The sequence below is a fragment of the Sphingomonas mali NBRC 15500 genome, assembly GCF_001598415.1.
In the GTDB taxonomy this organism is placed as follows: domain Bacteria; phylum Pseudomonadota; class Alphaproteobacteria; order Sphingomonadales; family Sphingomonadaceae; genus Sphingomonas; species Sphingomonas mali.
In genome coordinates this window covers 1-15,647 of record NZ_BCYX01000021.1, presented here as the reverse complement: position 1 = coordinate 15,647, position 15,647 = coordinate 1, and the positions used below count along the sequence as shown (strand labels likewise).

The window sequence follows — 15,647 nt, the reverse complement described above, 5'->3', positions numbered from 1 at the left end:
AGAGGAAGCCGAATGCCCTTCAATCCAGCCGTTCGTGAGCAGCGTTTCGTGCTCGATCATATCGCGAGGATCGCCGACCTCGCCGCGACCGAACGTTTCGCCGACGCGACCCCCGACCTGCTCGACGCGGTACTCGAAGGCGCCGGCGCGTTCGCCGCGGGCGAATGGGCGCCGCTGGCGCGCGCAGGCGATACCGACGGCCCCAAATGGACTCCCGATGGCGTCAGGATGCCGGCGGGCTATCCCGAAGCTTATAAAGCCTATGTCGAGGGCGGCTGGGGCACGATCGGCGCGCCCGGCGATTTCGGCGGACAGGGCCTGCCCTTCGTGCTGGCGAGCGCGGTGCTCGAGACGTTGGGCGCCGCCAATATGGGCTTCGCGCTCGCCCCGACCCTGACCGTCGGCGCGATCGAGGCCCTGCTCCATCACGGCACCCCCGAACAGCAGGCAGCCTACCTCCCGCACCTCGCGACCGGCGAATGGACCGGCACGATGAACCTGACCGAGCCGCAGGCCGGGTCGGATGTCGGCGCGCTGCGCAGCCGCGCCGAGCCCGTCGGCGACGGCACGTGGAAGATCTCGGGCACCAAGATCTTCATCTCGTTCGGCGATCACGACATGGCCGACAATATCGTCCACCTCGTCCTGGCGCGCACGCCCGGCGCGCCCGAGGGTACGCGCGGTATCTCGCTGTTCCTGGTGCCGAAATATCGGCTCGACCGCGACGGCAAGCCGGGCGCGTTCAACGACGTCCGCGTCGTCTCGATCGAGCACAAAATGGGGCTGCACGCCTCCCCCACCTGCGTCCTGTCGTTCGGCGACAATGGGGATTGCATCGGCGAGCTGATCGGCCCGGAGAATGGCGGCATGCGCGCGATGTTCACGATGATGAACAATGCTCGCCTCAATGTCGGGCTGCAGGGCGTGCAGGTGGCGGAAGCCGCAACGCAGAAAGCGGTCGATTATGCGCGCGAGCGCATTCAGTCGGCCCGCGCGGGATCGGCCGACAAGACTCCGGTCGCGATCATCGAGCATCCCGATGTCCGCCGCATGCTGATGCGGATGAAGGCGCAAACCCAGGCCGCGCGCGCGCTCGTCTATCTTGCCTCGGCGCAGGTCGACCGTGCCGGGATGGGCGACGAGGCCGCGAAGGACCGGCTCGAAATCCTGACGCCGCTGGCGAAGGCGCACGGTACCGATCTCGGCAACGAGGTCGCGAGCCTCGGCGTCCAGGTCCATGGCGGTATGGGCTATATCGAGGAGACCGGCGCGGCGCAGTTCTTCCGCGATGCCCGCATCACGCCGATCTACGAAGGCACCAACGGCATCCAGGCCGCCGACCTGGTCGGGCGCAAGCTCGGCCTGTCGAACGGCGCCGCCTTCGCGACGCTGATCGCCGACATGCGCGCCGAGGCAGAGGAGTCGGCGCTGCGCATGCTGATCGATGCCTGTGACGAGGTCGGCCGGCGGCTGGCGACGGCCGATGCCGACGATCGCCTCGCCGCAAGCTATCCGTTCCTCACGATGCTGTCGGTCGCGGTGTGCGGCTGGCTGATGGAGCGGCAGGGGCGCGCGGCGGCCGATGGCGATGACGACTTCCTGCGCATGAAGCGCGCGGTCTGCGCTTTCTATGTCGAGCAGATCGTGCCCGAGGCCTTGGGGCTGCACGCCGCCGCAACCGCGCCGGCGGCCGGGCTCTACCAATTGCCCGCCGAGCTGTTCGCGGCATGAGCTTCGACCTCGACGCCTATTTCGAGCGCATCCGCCTCGCCGAGCGCCCGGCCTGCGACCTCGACGGGCTGGCCACGCTCCAGCGCGCGCATCGGCTGGCGATCCCGTTCGAGAATCTCGACATCCGGCTCGGCCGCGGCATCGCGATCGACAGCGAGTCGGTGTTCGCCAAGCTCGTGACGCGGCGGCGCGGCGGCTATTGTTTCGAACAGAACCGGCTGTTCTGCGACGCGCTGACGGCATTGGGCTTCACCGTCCGGCCGCTGCTCGCCCGCGTCTGGTTCGGCGCTACCGTGACGCCTGGGCGCACGCACATGGTGTTGCTGGTGACGATCGACGGGCAGCATTGGCTCGCCGATGCCGGGTTCGGCGGCAGTTATTCGCCGATCATGCCGCTGATCGAAGGAGCGGAAGCGACGGCCCCCGACGGCGCGCTGTTCCGCCTGATCCACGATGCGCGCGGCTGGGTGCTGTCGCGCGACGGCAATCCCGCGACCACCGATGGGCGCGAGAGCGGCGAGGGCTGGGTCGAGCAATTCAGCTTTACGCTCGACGAGGTGCCGCAGATCGACCTCGTCATGTCCAACCACTGGACCGCGACCGCGCCAAACACGCGCTTCACCGACCTCGTCGTGGTCAGCATCGTCCTCCCCCACGGCTTCGCCGCGCTGACCGACCGCGATTACCGGCGTCACTCGGCGGGCGAGGATACGAGCGGCGTGATCGACGACCCGCGCGTCTATCGCCTGCGGCTGAGCATGTTGTTCGGGATCGACCTGAGCGACGAAGAGGTCGCGCGGCTGGGGCTATTCTGAGGGCGTATGGCGGTCGGTGGCGGCCGTTCCGATAGTCATGGATTGCGACGCGGCCGCTTACGGACGACCGGCAGAAACAGGCGTTGATGATCGGCTGTCGGAACGGCTTGAGTTGGGCCACTCGCTGGCCAACGGCTTTAGGTGCCAAGCATGAGGAACGGACATTCTCAAGCGGGCCGCTCCAGCTAGAAACGCCCACCCTGCGACATTCGGAAATCACTCGCCTCCTGTCGAACCGGTCGACCATTCATGTTCCGGGGCGGGCCCGATTGCTGCCCGGCAGTGGCGGATATGATCGATTGAGCCGAGCGCTGTACGCGTAGCCTCTATCACGTAGTCAAGCTGCTGCCGGCCGATGAGGCGGCGCTGTATATATCCAAGCGCATGCTAGTCGGATCATGGATCGTGCCCATATGGCTCGCGTCGCGATTGATGTAGCAGTCGCCGCTGGAAGATAGATGGGCGGCAAACGCGATGGCACGACGATCAGCATCATCGGCATCGCTTGAATGAGCCGATGACCTAGACAACGTTGAACTGTCGAGAATACGCAAGAGCGTCATTTGAGCGCGTGACTTCCAAAACGAGCACTGGCCAGCCATCCAGCCTTGCAAGCCGGGAAAGTTTTGACGCACAAAGATGTCATGAATCGCCGCTGCAGTGTTTTTCAGCCCGCTTTGTCGGGCTTTGGCCCTTCGGTCGTCTAAGAGGCTGAGGGTACGATGTCGGCGCTCACCGCGATGCTATCGAAAGCGCGGCGTGTGCTGATCCGGCGGGGTGTCCCCGAGCAGGACGCTGAAGAGCTTGTGCAGGAAGCATTTCTGAAGATCGAGCATTTCGAACGCCAGCACGGGGCACGATCGCGCGAGGCATTGTTGGTGACAACTGCCGTCAACCTGTCGATCGATCGCAATCGTCGCGAGGGGCGTTCGCCGTTCGCTCATGTCGAGGATCCGGGGACGATCGCAGACACGCGGCCGGATCCCGCGCATGTGATCGAGCAGCGTGCACGGTTGCGCCACGCCAAGGTCGGTATCGACGCGCTGCCCGAACGGACGCGTCGAATCCTGCTTCGCCGACGGCTAGAAGGCGCGACCTATGCGGAAATCGCCGCCGACGAGGGAATGACCGTCGCCGCGGTCGAAAAGCAGATAGCGCGCGCGACACTGCAACTGGTTCAGTGGATGGATGGGTGGTGAACACGGAAGCATCCACTCGTGCTGCCGCCGAAGCCGCCGCCTGGGTCGCCAGATTGCAGGGCGACGCTCGCGTCGCGCAGACTGACGCGGCGTTTCAGGATTGGCTGCGCAGCGACCCGTCGCACGAGGAAGCATTCGAACGCGCCACCGATATCTGGTCGATCATTCCGGGCGCGATGCTGACCGCCGACGACCGGCCGAAGGTTGCAGCACGCCCACGCATCGCCCGTCCTCCCGCGTTCGGTGGGCGCCAGCTCGCCCTTGCCGCGTCGCTGCTGCTCGTTTTTGTGGTCGGCGTGACTGTGTGGCTCTCGCGTGCGCCGACCTACACCACCGCCGTTGGTGAGCAGAAGGTCACCACCCTGACCGACGGCAGCCGCATTGCCCTCAATACCGACAGCAGCGTGCGGGTTCGCTATCAGCCCGACGAACGACGCGTTGATCTGGATTATGGCGAAGCGATGTTCGAGGTGGCGCACAACACCGCACGGCCGTTTATCGTCCACGCGGGGACCAAGCTGGTGCGTGCGGTCGGCACCAGCTTCATCGTGCGACGGACCGGCGACGACGTGGTCGTCACGCTGATCCAGGGGAAGATCCAGGTCACGGACACGCGCGCCGTTTCCGGCCGCCCTGCCTCGCCGACCGTGATGCTTCCCGGAGATCGCCTGACCTCGACCGGCGACGCCCCGGCCAAGCTGGATGAGCAGCCCGCCGATGTCGCGACGGCGTGGCGGCGTGGCCAGGCAATGTTCTCCGACATGCCGCTTGCCGCGGCAGCCGCCGACTTGAATCGGTACGGCGGACCGCCGCTGGTGATCGACGACCCGGAGGTAGGGGCGCTTCGCGTGTCCGGCGTGTTCGCCACCAACGACCCGCAGGAATTCGCTCAGGCCGTTGCTGCGCTGCACAATCTTCGCGTCGAAAAGTCGGGCGATACGTTGCATTTAGTGCGCTGATCACTTCCCAATTACATTTTTATTTCGAGGCCATGTCGGTTTCGCGATGCGGAATCGTCTATCCCAATGAGGCGCCGATGGGCACGCGCCTTCGGGGGAATCAATGCGATCGAAATTGATCTTGGCGGCGCTTGCCGCGAGTTGCAGCGTGGCTGGATACGTGCCGGCCGCTTATGCGCAGGCACGTTTTTCGCTCGACGTTCCGGCGCAGTCGCTCGATGCCGCGTTGAGCCGGGTCGCGTCGTTGACCGGTACCAACATCGTGTTCGATATGCAGGCGGTGCGCGGCAAGACGTCGCCGGCGCTGCACGGCTCCTTCTCGCCACGCGACGCCTATGAGGCGCTGCTCCGCGGCAGCGGCTTGACCCTGAGCGTCACGAAAGGCGGCTCGTACGTCGTGTCCGCTCCGGGCGGTCCGGGACGAGCCGCCCGCGGCAATTCCGGCATCAGCGGGCATCTGGCGCGAGCCGATGGCAGCCGCGCTCTTGCCGGTGCGCTGGTGCGGATCGTGGAGACCAATCAGAGCACCACCGCCGACAATAACGGCAATTTCCGTTTCGCTGAATTGCCAGCCGGCGAATACACGCTGGAAATCTCGTTCCTGGGCTTCGAGACGCTCTATGAGCGCGTCCGCGTCGGTTCCGGCAAATCGGTCAACCTCAACCTGTCCCTTGCCGAAGGCAAAGAGGACGACGCCACCATCGTGATCTATGGCACCCGCAGCGCTCGCGCGAACGCGCTGAACCTGCAGCGCGCGGCCGAGAACAACTCCGACGTGATTTCGGCCGACGACCTCGGCAACTTCACTGGCACCACCTTTTCGGATGCGCTCCGCCGCGCGCCGGGTGTTTCGTTCCAGCGCGATAGCGTGACCGGCGACGGTACCAACGTGATCGTCCGCGGTCTCGACCCCGACATGAACAATGTGAAGCTGAACGGGCTTCAGTTGCCCGTCGGCAACGGCACAGGCCGTTCCGCCGATCTCAGCAACCTGCTCGCAGACTCGGTCAGCAAGATCACGATCAGCAAGAGCCTTCTCCCCAGCCAGGACAGCGCCGGTACCGGCGGCCTCGTAGAGATCGAGACGCTCTCGCCGCTCAACCGCCCGCATCGCTATGCCAACCTGCAGGTCGAGGGTGGCGGCAGCGGCAGTGACTTCAGCCGCGACTTCCTCGTATCGGGCACGGTGGCGGGCCGGTTCGGCAGCAAAGACAATTTCGGCCTGAGCGCGTCGGTCCAGTACCGCCGCAACTCGGTGCGCAACATCGGCTATGGCACGGTCACGAAGTTCGGCGCTTTCCTGCCCGATGCCCCGGATGGCCAGCCGACGCTGGAGACTAACGACGCCCTGGACCCGCGCAGCACCTTTCCGTTCGTGCCGGGCGACACGGGTGCCTATGTCACGCAGTTGCAGACGAGCTTCAACCATGTGAAGCAGTCTACACTCGCGGCGACGCTGTCGGCCGAATGGCAGGTTAGCGCGGGCACCAACTTGAAATTCGACTACCAGCATTCGCAAGTCACGCGCACGAGCTATTCGCTGACCGACATCTTTGGCGGCCTCAGCGAATATTCCGATATACCGGGCGGCCAAGCGATCTCCGCTCTGCACCTCGATCTGACGCCCGGCAATGCTGGCCTCCAGCGCGAGCAGCAATATTCTTACGATCCTGATGCGCGGATCGTCACCGACACCTACAGCTTCAATGGCAAATCGACCTTCGGCAAGATCGGGCTGACCTACCTGCTCGGTTATGCGCATGGCAGCGAGGATCATGGGCGCAGCACGGTGCTCGACCTGCGCATGCCGGACACCGACGCGCAAGCGAGCGATTTCTTGCCGGCCGCGACCGATCCCAAGCTTGGTTACATCGTCACCCCCTTCGGGCAGCGCAGCGGCTCGGGCATCCCGATCCCGCTTCTCAGCAGCACGGGATGGGCGCTGATCAACAATCCGTCGCTCTATACGATCGACGACGGCACCGGCCAGATCGACACCACTACCGGCAGTAACGATCGCTATACCGCCAATCTGAGCGCGCGGTGGAGCATCGACCTCGGGCCGCTCAAATATATCGAGATCGGCGGACGGTACGAGCGGACGACCTTCAAGAGCAACCTCGTCCGAACGCAATTTGGCGGCGGCGCATCGGTGGCCGACCTGGGGCTCGCCTTCACGCCGACCGACCTCGGCCGGATCGGCGTCAACGGCGCGAACTTCACTGCGATGAGCGAAGGCACACTGGTCAATTTCCTCGACACTATCGACCAGTTCATCGCGCGTGACCCGAACCTGACGCTGATGCCAATCGCGCCCGCTGCTGGCCAGGACAAGCAATCGACCGAGGAAGACAATTACGCCGCCTACATCCAGACCCGGTTTCAGTTCGGCAAGCTCGAGATCATCGGCGGTGTCCGCTACAATCGCACCGATCTCAGCGCGACCAACCTGATCTTCCCCACCTATATCGGCCCGATCCTGCCGGAGGATGGTGGCGGTTTCGGTGTCGACCTGGCGTTCCAGAACAAGTTCAGCAAGCTGGTGACCGAACGGACGACGGCCGCCGATTTCCTGCCGCGCGTCCTGTTCAACTATCGGCAGAGCGACAAACTGATCTTTCGTGGCGGCTATTTCATGTCGGTCGCCCGGCCGCAGATTGGACAGCTGTCGACCCAGACCCGGATCACCTTCATCAACATCCCGATTCCGGGGCCGGACGGAGTCAAGCCGGTGCTGCAGATCAGCTCGGGCAATCCGAACCTGAAGCCTGCTATCACGAACAATTTCGACCTGAACGCCGAATATTATGACAAGATCGGCATCATCAAGCTCGGCTTGTTCTACAAGCGGATCAAGAACCTGCTCCAGGCTAACCAGACCAACGGTCCGGCCAACCTCGCCAACATCACGCTGCCCGACAGCCCATATTTCCAGGGCGCGCCCTATTTCGATCCCGCCCATCCGGAGAACTACTTCATCAACGGCGGCTCGCCGATCAACAGCGATCACATCGCCGAGATCTGGGGGATCGAGGGGCAGATCGAACGCCGGTTCGATTTCCTGCCCGGCGCACTGAGCGGATTCGGCATCTTCGCCAACTATACCTACACCAAGTCGAGCCGGTGGCAGCAATATAGCTGGGCCTATGCCCCGACCGGGCAGAACAACATCTACCAATTCTCGAACCTGCCGTTCAACCAGCAGCCCAAGCATTCCGGAACGGTTTCGCTGACCTATAACAAATATGGAATCGACGCGACACTCGCTTACAGCTTTCAGTCGTCGGTGCTCGATAACTTCATTCCGCGTGGGCTGAGCGTCTACGACAAGGGCGTCCACACCCTCGACTTCCGTGGGGAATATTATCTCGACAAGCGCCGGCGCTACCGCATCTATGTTGAGGCATCGGACCTCCTGAAGGGCGTGGGCACGCCCGACGTCCAACAGCTTCAGGCCGGATACTATACCCGCGCCACGTATCTGGGCGGCCGCAAGTTCAAGATCGGCACCTCCCTCAGCTTCTGAACCTTCCCCAACCACACCCGGCCGTGCGCGCGCATGGCCGGGCACCATGCTTCAGGAATCCTTCGATGAAAGCCTTCACGTTGATTGCCCTTGCCGCGGCGCTGGCCTCGTCCACGGCAATGGTTCCCGCCCGCGCGCAGGAAGTAGTCCCCTATGCGGAATTCGCGCTGCCCAACGGCCTGCGCGTCGTGGTGCATGAGGATCACACGACCCCCAAGGTCGCGGTCGCGGTCTGGTATCACGTCGGGTCCATGAACGAACCTCAGGGCAAGTCGGGCTTCGCCCATCTGTTCGAACACCTGATGTTCAACGGGTCGCAGCATTACGACAAGGAATATATGCCGCCGCTGCAGGAGATCGGCGTGTCCGGCGTGAACGGCGCGACGTCGCTCGATCAGACCTATTATTACGAGATCGTGCCGACCGGTGGTCTGGAGCGCGCGCTGTGGCTGGAATCCGATCGCATGGGATATTTGTCCGGGGCGATCAGCCAGGCCAAGCTCGATGAGCAGCGCAAGGTCGTCCAGAACGAGAAGCGCACGCGCGAGAACACGCCTTATGCCCTGATGGATCAGCACGAGGCCGCGGCGCTGTTCCCCATCGGCCACCCCTATCACCATCCGACGATCGGCTCGATGGAGGACCTCAACGCCGCGTCGCTGGACGACGTGAAGGGCTGGTTCGCGCAATATTACGGCGCCACCAACGCGGTCGTCTCGCTGTCGGGAGACGTGACGGTCGATCAGGCCAAGACGCTGATGCTGAAATATTTCGGCAGCGTGCCCACCGGCCAGCCGATCAGCCGCACCACCGCCTGGGTCCCCGCGCTCGCCCGCGACCAGTCCGAAGTGATGACTGACGACGTCCCGCAGACGGCGATCGCGTTCAACTGGGCAGTGCCGGGCCGCGGCACGCCGGAGGCGCCGGCACTGGAACTGGCTGGCCAGATGCTCGGCCGCGGCAAGAGCTCGCGGCTCTACCGCATTCTCGTCCAGGAAAAGCAGCTCGCGACCTCGGCATCGGCCAGCTATGCGGCCTATGCCGTCGCCGGCATCTTCTCGATCGACCTTCGGCTGAAGCCCGGCGTCGACCGCGCCGTCGCCGAGGCGGCCGCGCGCCAGGTACTGGCCGACTTCCTCGCCACCGGACCGACGCCGGCCGAACTGGAGCGGGTCAAGGCCAGCGCCTATGCCGACAATGCCCGCGCGATGGAGTCGATCTATGTGCGGGCCATGGCCCTGGCCGACGGTGAGGTGTTCACCGGCAACCCCGCCAACTATGCCGTCGATCAGCGCAAGACGCAGGCCCTGAGCGCAGCCGCCGTGAAGGCTACCGCCAGTGACTGGCTGAAGCGTCCATCCTACACGCTGACCGTCCTGCCGTTCGGCGCCAACAAGGCGGTCGCTGATACCGCCGATCGCACCAAGCTGCCGCCGCTCGGCCCCTCCCCCGCGCTCAAGCTGCCGGAGGTGCGCGAGACCCGGCTTTCGAACGGCATTCGCGTCGTGCTCGCCGAACGGCCGCAGGCACCGACCGTTGAACTAGCCATGGTGTTCGACGCCGGCCGCGCGTCCGAGCAGGGCGCGAAGCGGGGCATCAACGGCTTTACCCTCGGCGCGATGGACGAAGGCACCGGGACGCTGACCGCCCAGCAATTCGCCGATCGCCAGGCAATGCTCGGCGCACGCATCTACGCGACCGGCGACGTCGACACGACCAGCTTCGCGCTGTCCGCAATGCCACGAGCGCTGGTCGACAGCGTCGCCCTTTGGGCGGACGAGATTCGCAATCCCGGCTTCCGTGCGGCCGATCTCGAGCGGCAGCGGTCGATGCGGCTCTCCGCACTCTCGCAGTCGCTAGCCGATCCCAACGACATTGCCGGCCGCGCCTTCGCCAACCTGCTTTACGGGCCTGATCATGCCTATGCGGTGCCGCTCGGCGGCCGCGCCGACGCGCTGAAGTCGATCACTCGTGCCGATGTGCTCGACTATTATTCGCACTGGATCCGACCGGACAATGCGACGATTTACGCATCGGGCGGCACCGATCTGGCGACGCTGAAGGCCGCGCTTGAAAAATCGTTCGGCACCTGGACGGCGCCTGCCGCGCCGAAGGGCACCAAGACGCTCGGCACGATCGCGGAGACCAAGGCTCCGCGCATCGTCCTGATCGACAAGCCCGGCGCGATCCAGTCGGTCATCCGCGTCGGCCAGATCATCGCGCAAGGCGGCGACCCTCGGGAGTTCGACATCGAGGCGATGAACGACGTGATCGGCGGCAATTTCACCGCGCGCCTCAACATGAACCTGCGCGAGGACAAGGGCTGGACCTATGGCGCGAGCAGTTACATCGACGAAGCCCGCGGGCCGGAAGCGTTCGGTGTCACGACCAGCATCCAGACCGACAAGACCGCCGAAGCGCTGAGCGAGATCGACAAGGAACTCCGCGCGATCCGGAAGGATAGGCCCGCGACGCAGGCTGAGATCGACCTGATCGGCAAAGGCCAGGTATTAGCGCTGCCCGGTCAGTTCGAAACCAATCAGGCGATGGTCGGTTATCTCCAATATGTGAACCGGTTCGGCCGGCCCTATGATTGGATCACGACGCTGCCGGCCAAATATACCAACCTGCGCCCCGCCGCCGTCACCGACATCGCCCAGCTGCTGCATCCTGACACGCTGACCTGGGTCGTCGTTGGCGACTTGTCGAAGATCGAGGCCAAGGTGAAGGCGCTGAACCTGGGCCCGGTTGAGGTGTGGGACCCCGAGGGACACCGGCTGCGGTAAGCCGTTCGAAAGGCCCGCAGAGATGCTGGGTTGCATACCGGCATCTCTGCTGATCGAGACCGATTGCGGGTGTCGAATCCGCTTTCCGCGTGTGGCGGCTTCGCACCCAACTCCTGCAGCTTGCGTGGCACTTGAACGAACGACAGCTATCGGGTCGGTCAACATCGGCGAGAACGGCTGGAATTGGGCGCTTAGCAGTTATCCCCGCTCATCATTCACGACTTAGCATGGCAATGGCGGTGCGCGCAGGCCGAGGTGCCTTGTTATCGCGGGAGCGCGATCAGCTTTCGTCCCGAACGACGCCGCTCAATGCTCCGACTGGATACACCCCTCGTCCCCGGCCGCAGCACGGTCGACCGCCTTGCCGTCGACGAACCATTGCGGCTTGGGCCCCAGCTTCATGTCGTAATAGCAGATTTCGGGTCCGGTGCCGTCGGGGGCGATCGCGATCGTCCAATTATGGTCGCCGCAATTGTGCTCCTGGCATTCGTTCATCACCAGCTTGCCGTTCTGCAGCACGATCGGGCTCGCTGGTCCGTTTGTATTGGCCAGCCATTTGCGCGCCTCGGCGCTCGCGCCCGACGCGGCGATCGCCGCCTTGACCGCATCGGTCTCGGTGAACGTCTTGCCCGCGACCTTGTCGTAGGGCGACTTGCCGGCATAAGCGGCCAGCGACGGCGCCCCGGCGGGCGGCGCGACGGCATTGTCGGGCATCGCGGTCGCGGTGTTGGCGGGCGCGGCGATGATGTCGGTGTCGGTCGTCGTCGTTTCCACCGTGACGTTATTGGTCACGGTAGCGGTCGGCGGCGCGCAGCCGGCGAGCAGGACGAGCGGCAGGGTAAAGAAGGCGAGCGTCGATCTGACCATGACCATCTCCTCGAGAGAGGACCAGCATGTGCGCCGCGGCGATCGATGGCAAGGGCCGGAAATCCGGCCCTAAATTCAGGCGCGTTCGCGCTCGATCAGGTCGGCGGCGTCGAGCCCGAGCAGCTCGATATAATCGGCGATGCGCGGCCATTGCTGGGTCACGAAGCGGTCGCGCTCGGCGATGCGGAGCTTTTCCGCCGCGCCCGGCAGGACGAACATGCCGACCCCGCGCCGGACCTCGACATAACCATCGTCCTGGAAACTCTGATAGGCCTTGGCCACCGTCAGCGGGTTGGCGCCGTGTTCGGCCGCGAGCGCGCGCACCGACGGCAATTGGTCGCCCGCACGAAATTCACCGCGCAGGATCGCCGCCGAGATCGTGCCCCTCAGCCGGATGTAAACCGGGCTGTCGTCATTGCTAAGTGCCATGCTGCATTAATACAGCAATGGTGAAAAGAGTCCAGTCAATTACCCTTGCCAATTTGAAATAATCTTTTGCAGGTCGGGGCGTGGTCTTTCCTCTAGTTGCTTGACCGGCGTGCCGAGGAAGATGAACCCGGCCACCCGTTCGGGTTCCGCGCCGAACGCATCGCGCACCGCGTCCGAATAGGCCGCCCAGCCGGTCAGCCAGCCGCCCGCAAATCCCAGAGCATGCGCGGCGTGGAGCAGGTTCATCCCCGCCGCGCCCGCCGACAATTGCTGTTCCCAAAGCGGGATATGGCTGTCGACCTTGGGCGACGACAGCACCACGACCAGTGTCGGCGCCTGGGTCGCGAATTGCTCGAGCGCTTCGATCTCCAGCCGCGCCGCTTGCGGCCGCTCGGCGCGATAGGCGGCGGTGATCACCTCGGCGAGCCGGGCACGCTTGTCGGCGGGCACGATCACGAAGCGCCATGGCGCGAGCTTGCCATGGTCCGGGGTGCGCGCCGCGATCTCCAGGATCTGTTCGAGCTGCGCATCGTCGGGTCCGGGCGCGATCAGGTCGCGCGGCTTGCCCGAGCGGCGGGTCGACAGCAGCGAAAGCGGCGTGGAACGGTCGTTGAACATGGCCGCCATCTAGGGTCACGCATGGCCACCGGCAACGGCGTCGGTGGTCCGCCCTCGGTATATTTACTCGCCTCGCTTTGCCGCTACTCTCCGTTCATCCACTCGCCGCGTTCTTCGACGGCGGGAGCAAGAATTCAGGGAGCGAATGCATGGTGGACACCCCGACCGCGGACAATCCGCGCGAGCCGGACATCACCCACACCAATCCAGCGGCGGAGGGAACGTGGTTCGGCCATCCCAAGCCGCTATTCTGGCTGTTCGGCACCGAGATGTGGGAGCGGTTCGGCTATTACGGCATGCGGGCGTTGCTCACGCTCTATCTCACCAAGCATTTCATCCTCGGCGACCGCGCCTCGACCGGTCTTTATGGCGGCTATACCGCCTTGGTCTACCTCACGCCGCTGGTCGGCGGCCTGCTTGCCGACCAATATCTCGGCTCGAAACGCGCGGTGCGGTTCGGCGCGCTGATGATGGCGGTTGGCTATTTCACGCTCGCCTTCGGCGGCCAGCCGGCCAAGCCCTATCAGGTGATCGACGGCAAGCGCTACGAGGTGGTGGTCGACAATTTCCGCGACACGCCGACCAGTGATCCCAAGGAAGCCCGCTATCTGGTCGATGGCGGCCAGAAGCTGACCATGCGCGGCAATGACGATGGCAGCATGTCGCTGCTCGCCGCCGACGGCAAGGAAGTCCGCCACCTCGCCAAGGACAGCTTTTCCGAAGGCGCCGAGCGCAATCCGCTGTTGACGATGATCCTGCTGATGGCGCTGTCGCTGATCTCGGTCGGCAACGGCTTCTTCAAGCCCAATATCTCGACCATGGTCGGCGAGCTTTACGAGCAAGGCGACCGTCGCCGCGATGCCGGCTTCACCATCTTCTACATGGGGATCAACACCGGCTCCATCCTTGGCCAGTTCCTCTGCGCGATCTTCGCCGACAGCTTCGGCTGGCCGCTCGGGCTAGGACTCGCCGGCGTGGCGATGGTGATCTCGTTCTTCATGATCAGCTATCATGGCGGCCGGCTCGACGCCTATGGCAATCCGCCGACGCGCGACGGGCCCGACCGCGCGATGCTGATCTACGTGCTTGCGATCGTCGCCGTGCCGGTGGTCTATTTCCTGTTCGTCAATTTGATGCAGGCCGAGGAACCCGCCGCGGGATCGGGCTTCATCGGCTATCTCGCGTCGCTCCCGCTGATGGGCAAATTGCTGTTCGGCACCTTCATCGTCTCGGTCCCCGGCATCCTGATCTGGTCATTCATCAAGGGCAGCCGCAAGGAAGGCGAGATGATGGTCGCGGCGATGGTACTGATCATCTTCAACGTCGTGTTCTGGACCCTGTTCGAACAGGCGGGATCGAGCCTGACCCTGTTCGCCGATCGCAATACCGACCGCAGCGTGTTCGGATGGTTTTCGCTCTCGGCGCCCCAGACGCAGAATTTCAACCCGATCGCCATCGTGCTGCTGGCGCCATTCATGAGCATGTTGTGGGGCTGGCTTGCGCGGCGCGGCTGGGAGCCGTCGATCCCGATCAAGTTCGCCGCCGCGCTGATGGGGGTCGGCGCCGGGTTCCTGTTCCTGGTCTGGGGTTCGACCTTCGCCGACAGCAGCTTCAAGGTCGGTCTGTGGTGGCTCGCCGGGCTCTATGTGATCCACTCGATCGCCGAGCTCTGCATCTCGCCGGTCGGCCTCTCGATGATCACCAAATTGTCGATCGCGCGGGTCGTCGGGCTGATGATGGGGGTGTGGTTCCTGTCGATCTCGGTCGCGCAATATGTCGCCGGCGTCGTCGCGCAATTCGCCAGCGTCGATACGGTCGGCGGCCAGGTCACCAATCTCAAGGTCAGCCTCGACACCTATACGCACACCTTCACGATGATCGCGCTGGTGGCGATCGGGCTCGGCGTGTTGTTGTTGCTGCTGTCCTGGCCGCTCAAGAAGTGGATGCACGGGGTGCAGTGATGTAATCTCTCCCCGAAACGGTCGGGGAGAGGTCGTCATGAGTCCGTTATGCTGGGAAATCGCCGCCGCGGCCGCGTTCGTCGGGTCGCATTTCCTGCTGTCGCATCCGCTGCGTGCCCCGATCGTCCGCGCGATCGGCGAATTGCCCTTCCAGGGCGTCTATTCGCTGGTCGCGCTGGCGACGTTCGGCTGGCTGGCATTGGCATTCCGCGCGGTGCCGGCGGAGGCGCCGTTCTGGGCGGTGGGCGACGGGCTGTGGATCACCGCGACCGTCATCATGTTCTTCGCGAGCATCATGTTCGTGGGGTCGCTGCTCGGCAATCCGGCTTTGCCTGGCCCACCGCGCGCTTCGAGCGCTCCGCCCGAGCCGCGCGGCGTGTTCAGCGTGACGCGGCACCCGATGATGTGGAGCTTCGCGCTCTGGGGCGTGGCGCATATCCTGGTCGCGCCGACGCCTGCCAACATTGTCCTAGCCAAGACGATCATCATCCTCGCTTTGGTCGGCGCCGCGCTGCAGGACAGGAAGAAGGAAAAGCTCCAGCCCGACACCTGGCGGGCGTGGGAAGCGCATACCAGCTACTGGCCGCTCGGCGCGATCCTCAGCGGACGCGTCAAGTTCACGCCCGCCGGTGTCGTGCCGGCGCTTGGCGGGATAGCGTTGTGGCTCGCCGCGACCTGGGCGCATTTGCCGCTGGCGGGCATGCCGGCGGGGATATGGCGCTGGATTGGGACGTAAATTCCTTCTCCTCTTGTGGG

11 protein-coding genes are annotated in these 15,647 nt (G+C 64.6%); 8 read left to right on the top strand and 3 right to left on the bottom strand.

Annotated elements, in window-relative coordinates; genetic code table 11:
- Nucleotides 1–12 precede the first annotated feature (12 nt).
- From SMA01S_RS15165 to SMA01S_RS15140, 6 genes are all read left to right on the top strand, one after another.
- Nucleotides 13–1,731 (top strand): acyl-CoA dehydrogenase, encoded by a 1,719-nt coding sequence (locus tag SMA01S_RS15165; protein ID WP_066824064.1) that lies wholly within the window; start codon nucleotides 13–15, stop codon nucleotides 1,729–1,731.
- Complete coding sequence (locus tag SMA01S_RS15160; RefSeq protein ID WP_066824062.1) at nucleotides 1,728–2,546, top strand: arylamine N-acetyltransferase family protein; 819 nt, start codon at nucleotides 1,728–1,730, stop codon at nucleotides 2,544–2,546. The genes SMA01S_RS15165 and SMA01S_RS15160 overlap by 4 nt, the downstream gene beginning before the upstream one ends.
- Nucleotides 2,547–3,268: 722 nt before the next feature.
- Entirely contained in the window at nucleotides 3,269–3,745 is a 477-nt protein-coding gene (locus SMA01S_RS15155) for an RNA polymerase sigma factor (protein WP_066824061.1), read from the top strand.
- Entirely contained in the window at nucleotides 3,742–4,704 is a 963-nt protein-coding gene (locus SMA01S_RS15150; RefSeq protein WP_169804248.1) for a FecR family protein, read from the top strand. The genes SMA01S_RS15155 and SMA01S_RS15150 overlap by 4 nt, the downstream gene beginning before the upstream one ends.
- 103 nt (nucleotides 4,705–4,807) lie before the next feature.
- Nucleotides 4,808–8,230 (top strand): TonB-dependent receptor, encoded by a 3,423-nt coding sequence (locus SMA01S_RS15145; protein WP_066824055.1) that lies wholly within the window; start codon nucleotides 4,808–4,810, stop codon nucleotides 8,228–8,230.
- Between the two features lie 65 nt (nucleotides 8,231–8,295).
- On the top strand, nucleotides 8,296–11,016 hold the full coding sequence (locus SMA01S_RS15140) for a M16 family metallopeptidase (RefSeq protein WP_084250342.1): 2,721 nt from the start codon (nucleotides 8,296–8,298) through the stop codon (nucleotides 11,014–11,016).
- 306 nt (nucleotides 11,017–11,322) lie between these two features.
- Here the strand turns inward: SMA01S_RS15140 and SMA01S_RS15135 are convergent, their stop codons facing one another.
- From SMA01S_RS15135 to SMA01S_RS15125, 3 genes are all read right to left on the bottom strand, one after another.
- The gene (locus SMA01S_RS15135; RefSeq protein ID WP_157093970.1) at nucleotides 11,323–11,883 is read right to left on the bottom strand and encodes an Ivy family c-type lysozyme inhibitor; all 561 of its coding nucleotides are present in this window, start codon (nucleotides 11,881–11,883) and stop codon (nucleotides 11,323–11,325) included.
- Between the two features lie 75 nt (nucleotides 11,884–11,958).
- Nucleotides 11,959–12,312: a GntR family transcriptional regulator gene (locus tag SMA01S_RS15130; RefSeq protein ID WP_066824047.1), complete on the bottom strand. Its 354-nt coding sequence runs from the start codon at nucleotides 12,310–12,312 to the stop codon at nucleotides 11,959–11,961.
- A 39-nt stretch (nucleotides 12,313–12,351) separates the two neighbouring features.
- Entirely contained in the window at nucleotides 12,352–12,930 is a 579-nt protein-coding gene (locus SMA01S_RS15125; protein WP_066824245.1) for a nitroreductase family protein, read from the bottom strand.
- A gap of 149 nt (nucleotides 12,931–13,079) precedes the next feature.
- Between SMA01S_RS15125 and SMA01S_RS15120 the strand changes: the two genes are divergently transcribed.
- Nucleotides 13,080–14,891, top strand: a complete 1,812-nt coding sequence (locus SMA01S_RS15120) for a peptide MFS transporter (RefSeq protein ID WP_066824044.1) — start codon at nucleotides 13,080–13,082, stop codon at nucleotides 14,889–14,891.
- A gap of 37 nt (nucleotides 14,892–14,928) precedes the next feature.
- Nucleotides 14,929–15,627 (top strand): NnrU family protein, encoded by a 699-nt coding sequence (locus SMA01S_RS15115; protein WP_066824041.1) that lies wholly within the window; start codon nucleotides 14,929–14,931, stop codon nucleotides 15,625–15,627.
- Nucleotides 15,628–15,647: the final 20 nt, after the last annotated feature.

Bases quoted from the DNA above. Each gene is read 5' to 3' on its own strand.
- SMA01S_RS15165 (WP_066824064.1), top strand. From the start codon at position 13: ATGCCCTTCAATCCAGCCGTTCGTGAGCAGCGTTTCGTGCTCGATCAT.
- SMA01S_RS15160 (WP_066824062.1), top strand. From the start codon at position 1,728: ATGAGCTTCGACCTCGACGCCTATTTCGAGCGCATCCGCCTCGCCGAG.
- SMA01S_RS15155 (WP_066824061.1), top strand. From the start codon at position 3,269: ATGTCGGCGCTCACCGCGATGCTATCGAAAGCGCGGCGTGTGCTGATC.
- SMA01S_RS15145 (WP_066824055.1), top strand. From the start codon at position 4,808: ATGCGATCGAAATTGATCTTGGCGGCGCTTGCCGCGAGTTGCAGCGTG.
- SMA01S_RS15140 (WP_084250342.1), top strand. From the start codon at position 8,296: ATGAAAGCCTTCACGTTGATTGCCCTTGCCGCGGCGCTGGCCTCGTCC.
- SMA01S_RS15135 (WP_157093970.1), bottom strand. From the start codon at position 11,883: ATGGTCAGATCGACGCTCGCCTTCTTTACCCTGCCGCTCGTCCTGCTC.
- SMA01S_RS15130 (WP_066824047.1), bottom strand. From the start codon at position 12,312: ATGGCACTTAGCAATGACGACAGCCCGGTTTACATCCGGCTGAGGGGC.
- SMA01S_RS15125 (WP_066824245.1), bottom strand. From the start codon at position 12,930: ATGTTCAACGACCGTTCCACGCCGCTTTCGCTGCTGTCGACCCGCCGC.
- SMA01S_RS15120 (WP_066824044.1), top strand. From the start codon at position 13,080: ATGGTGGACACCCCGACCGCGGACAATCCGCGCGAGCCGGACATCACC.
- SMA01S_RS15115 (WP_066824041.1), top strand. From the start codon at position 14,929: ATGAGTCCGTTATGCTGGGAAATCGCCGCCGCGGCCGCGTTCGTCGGG.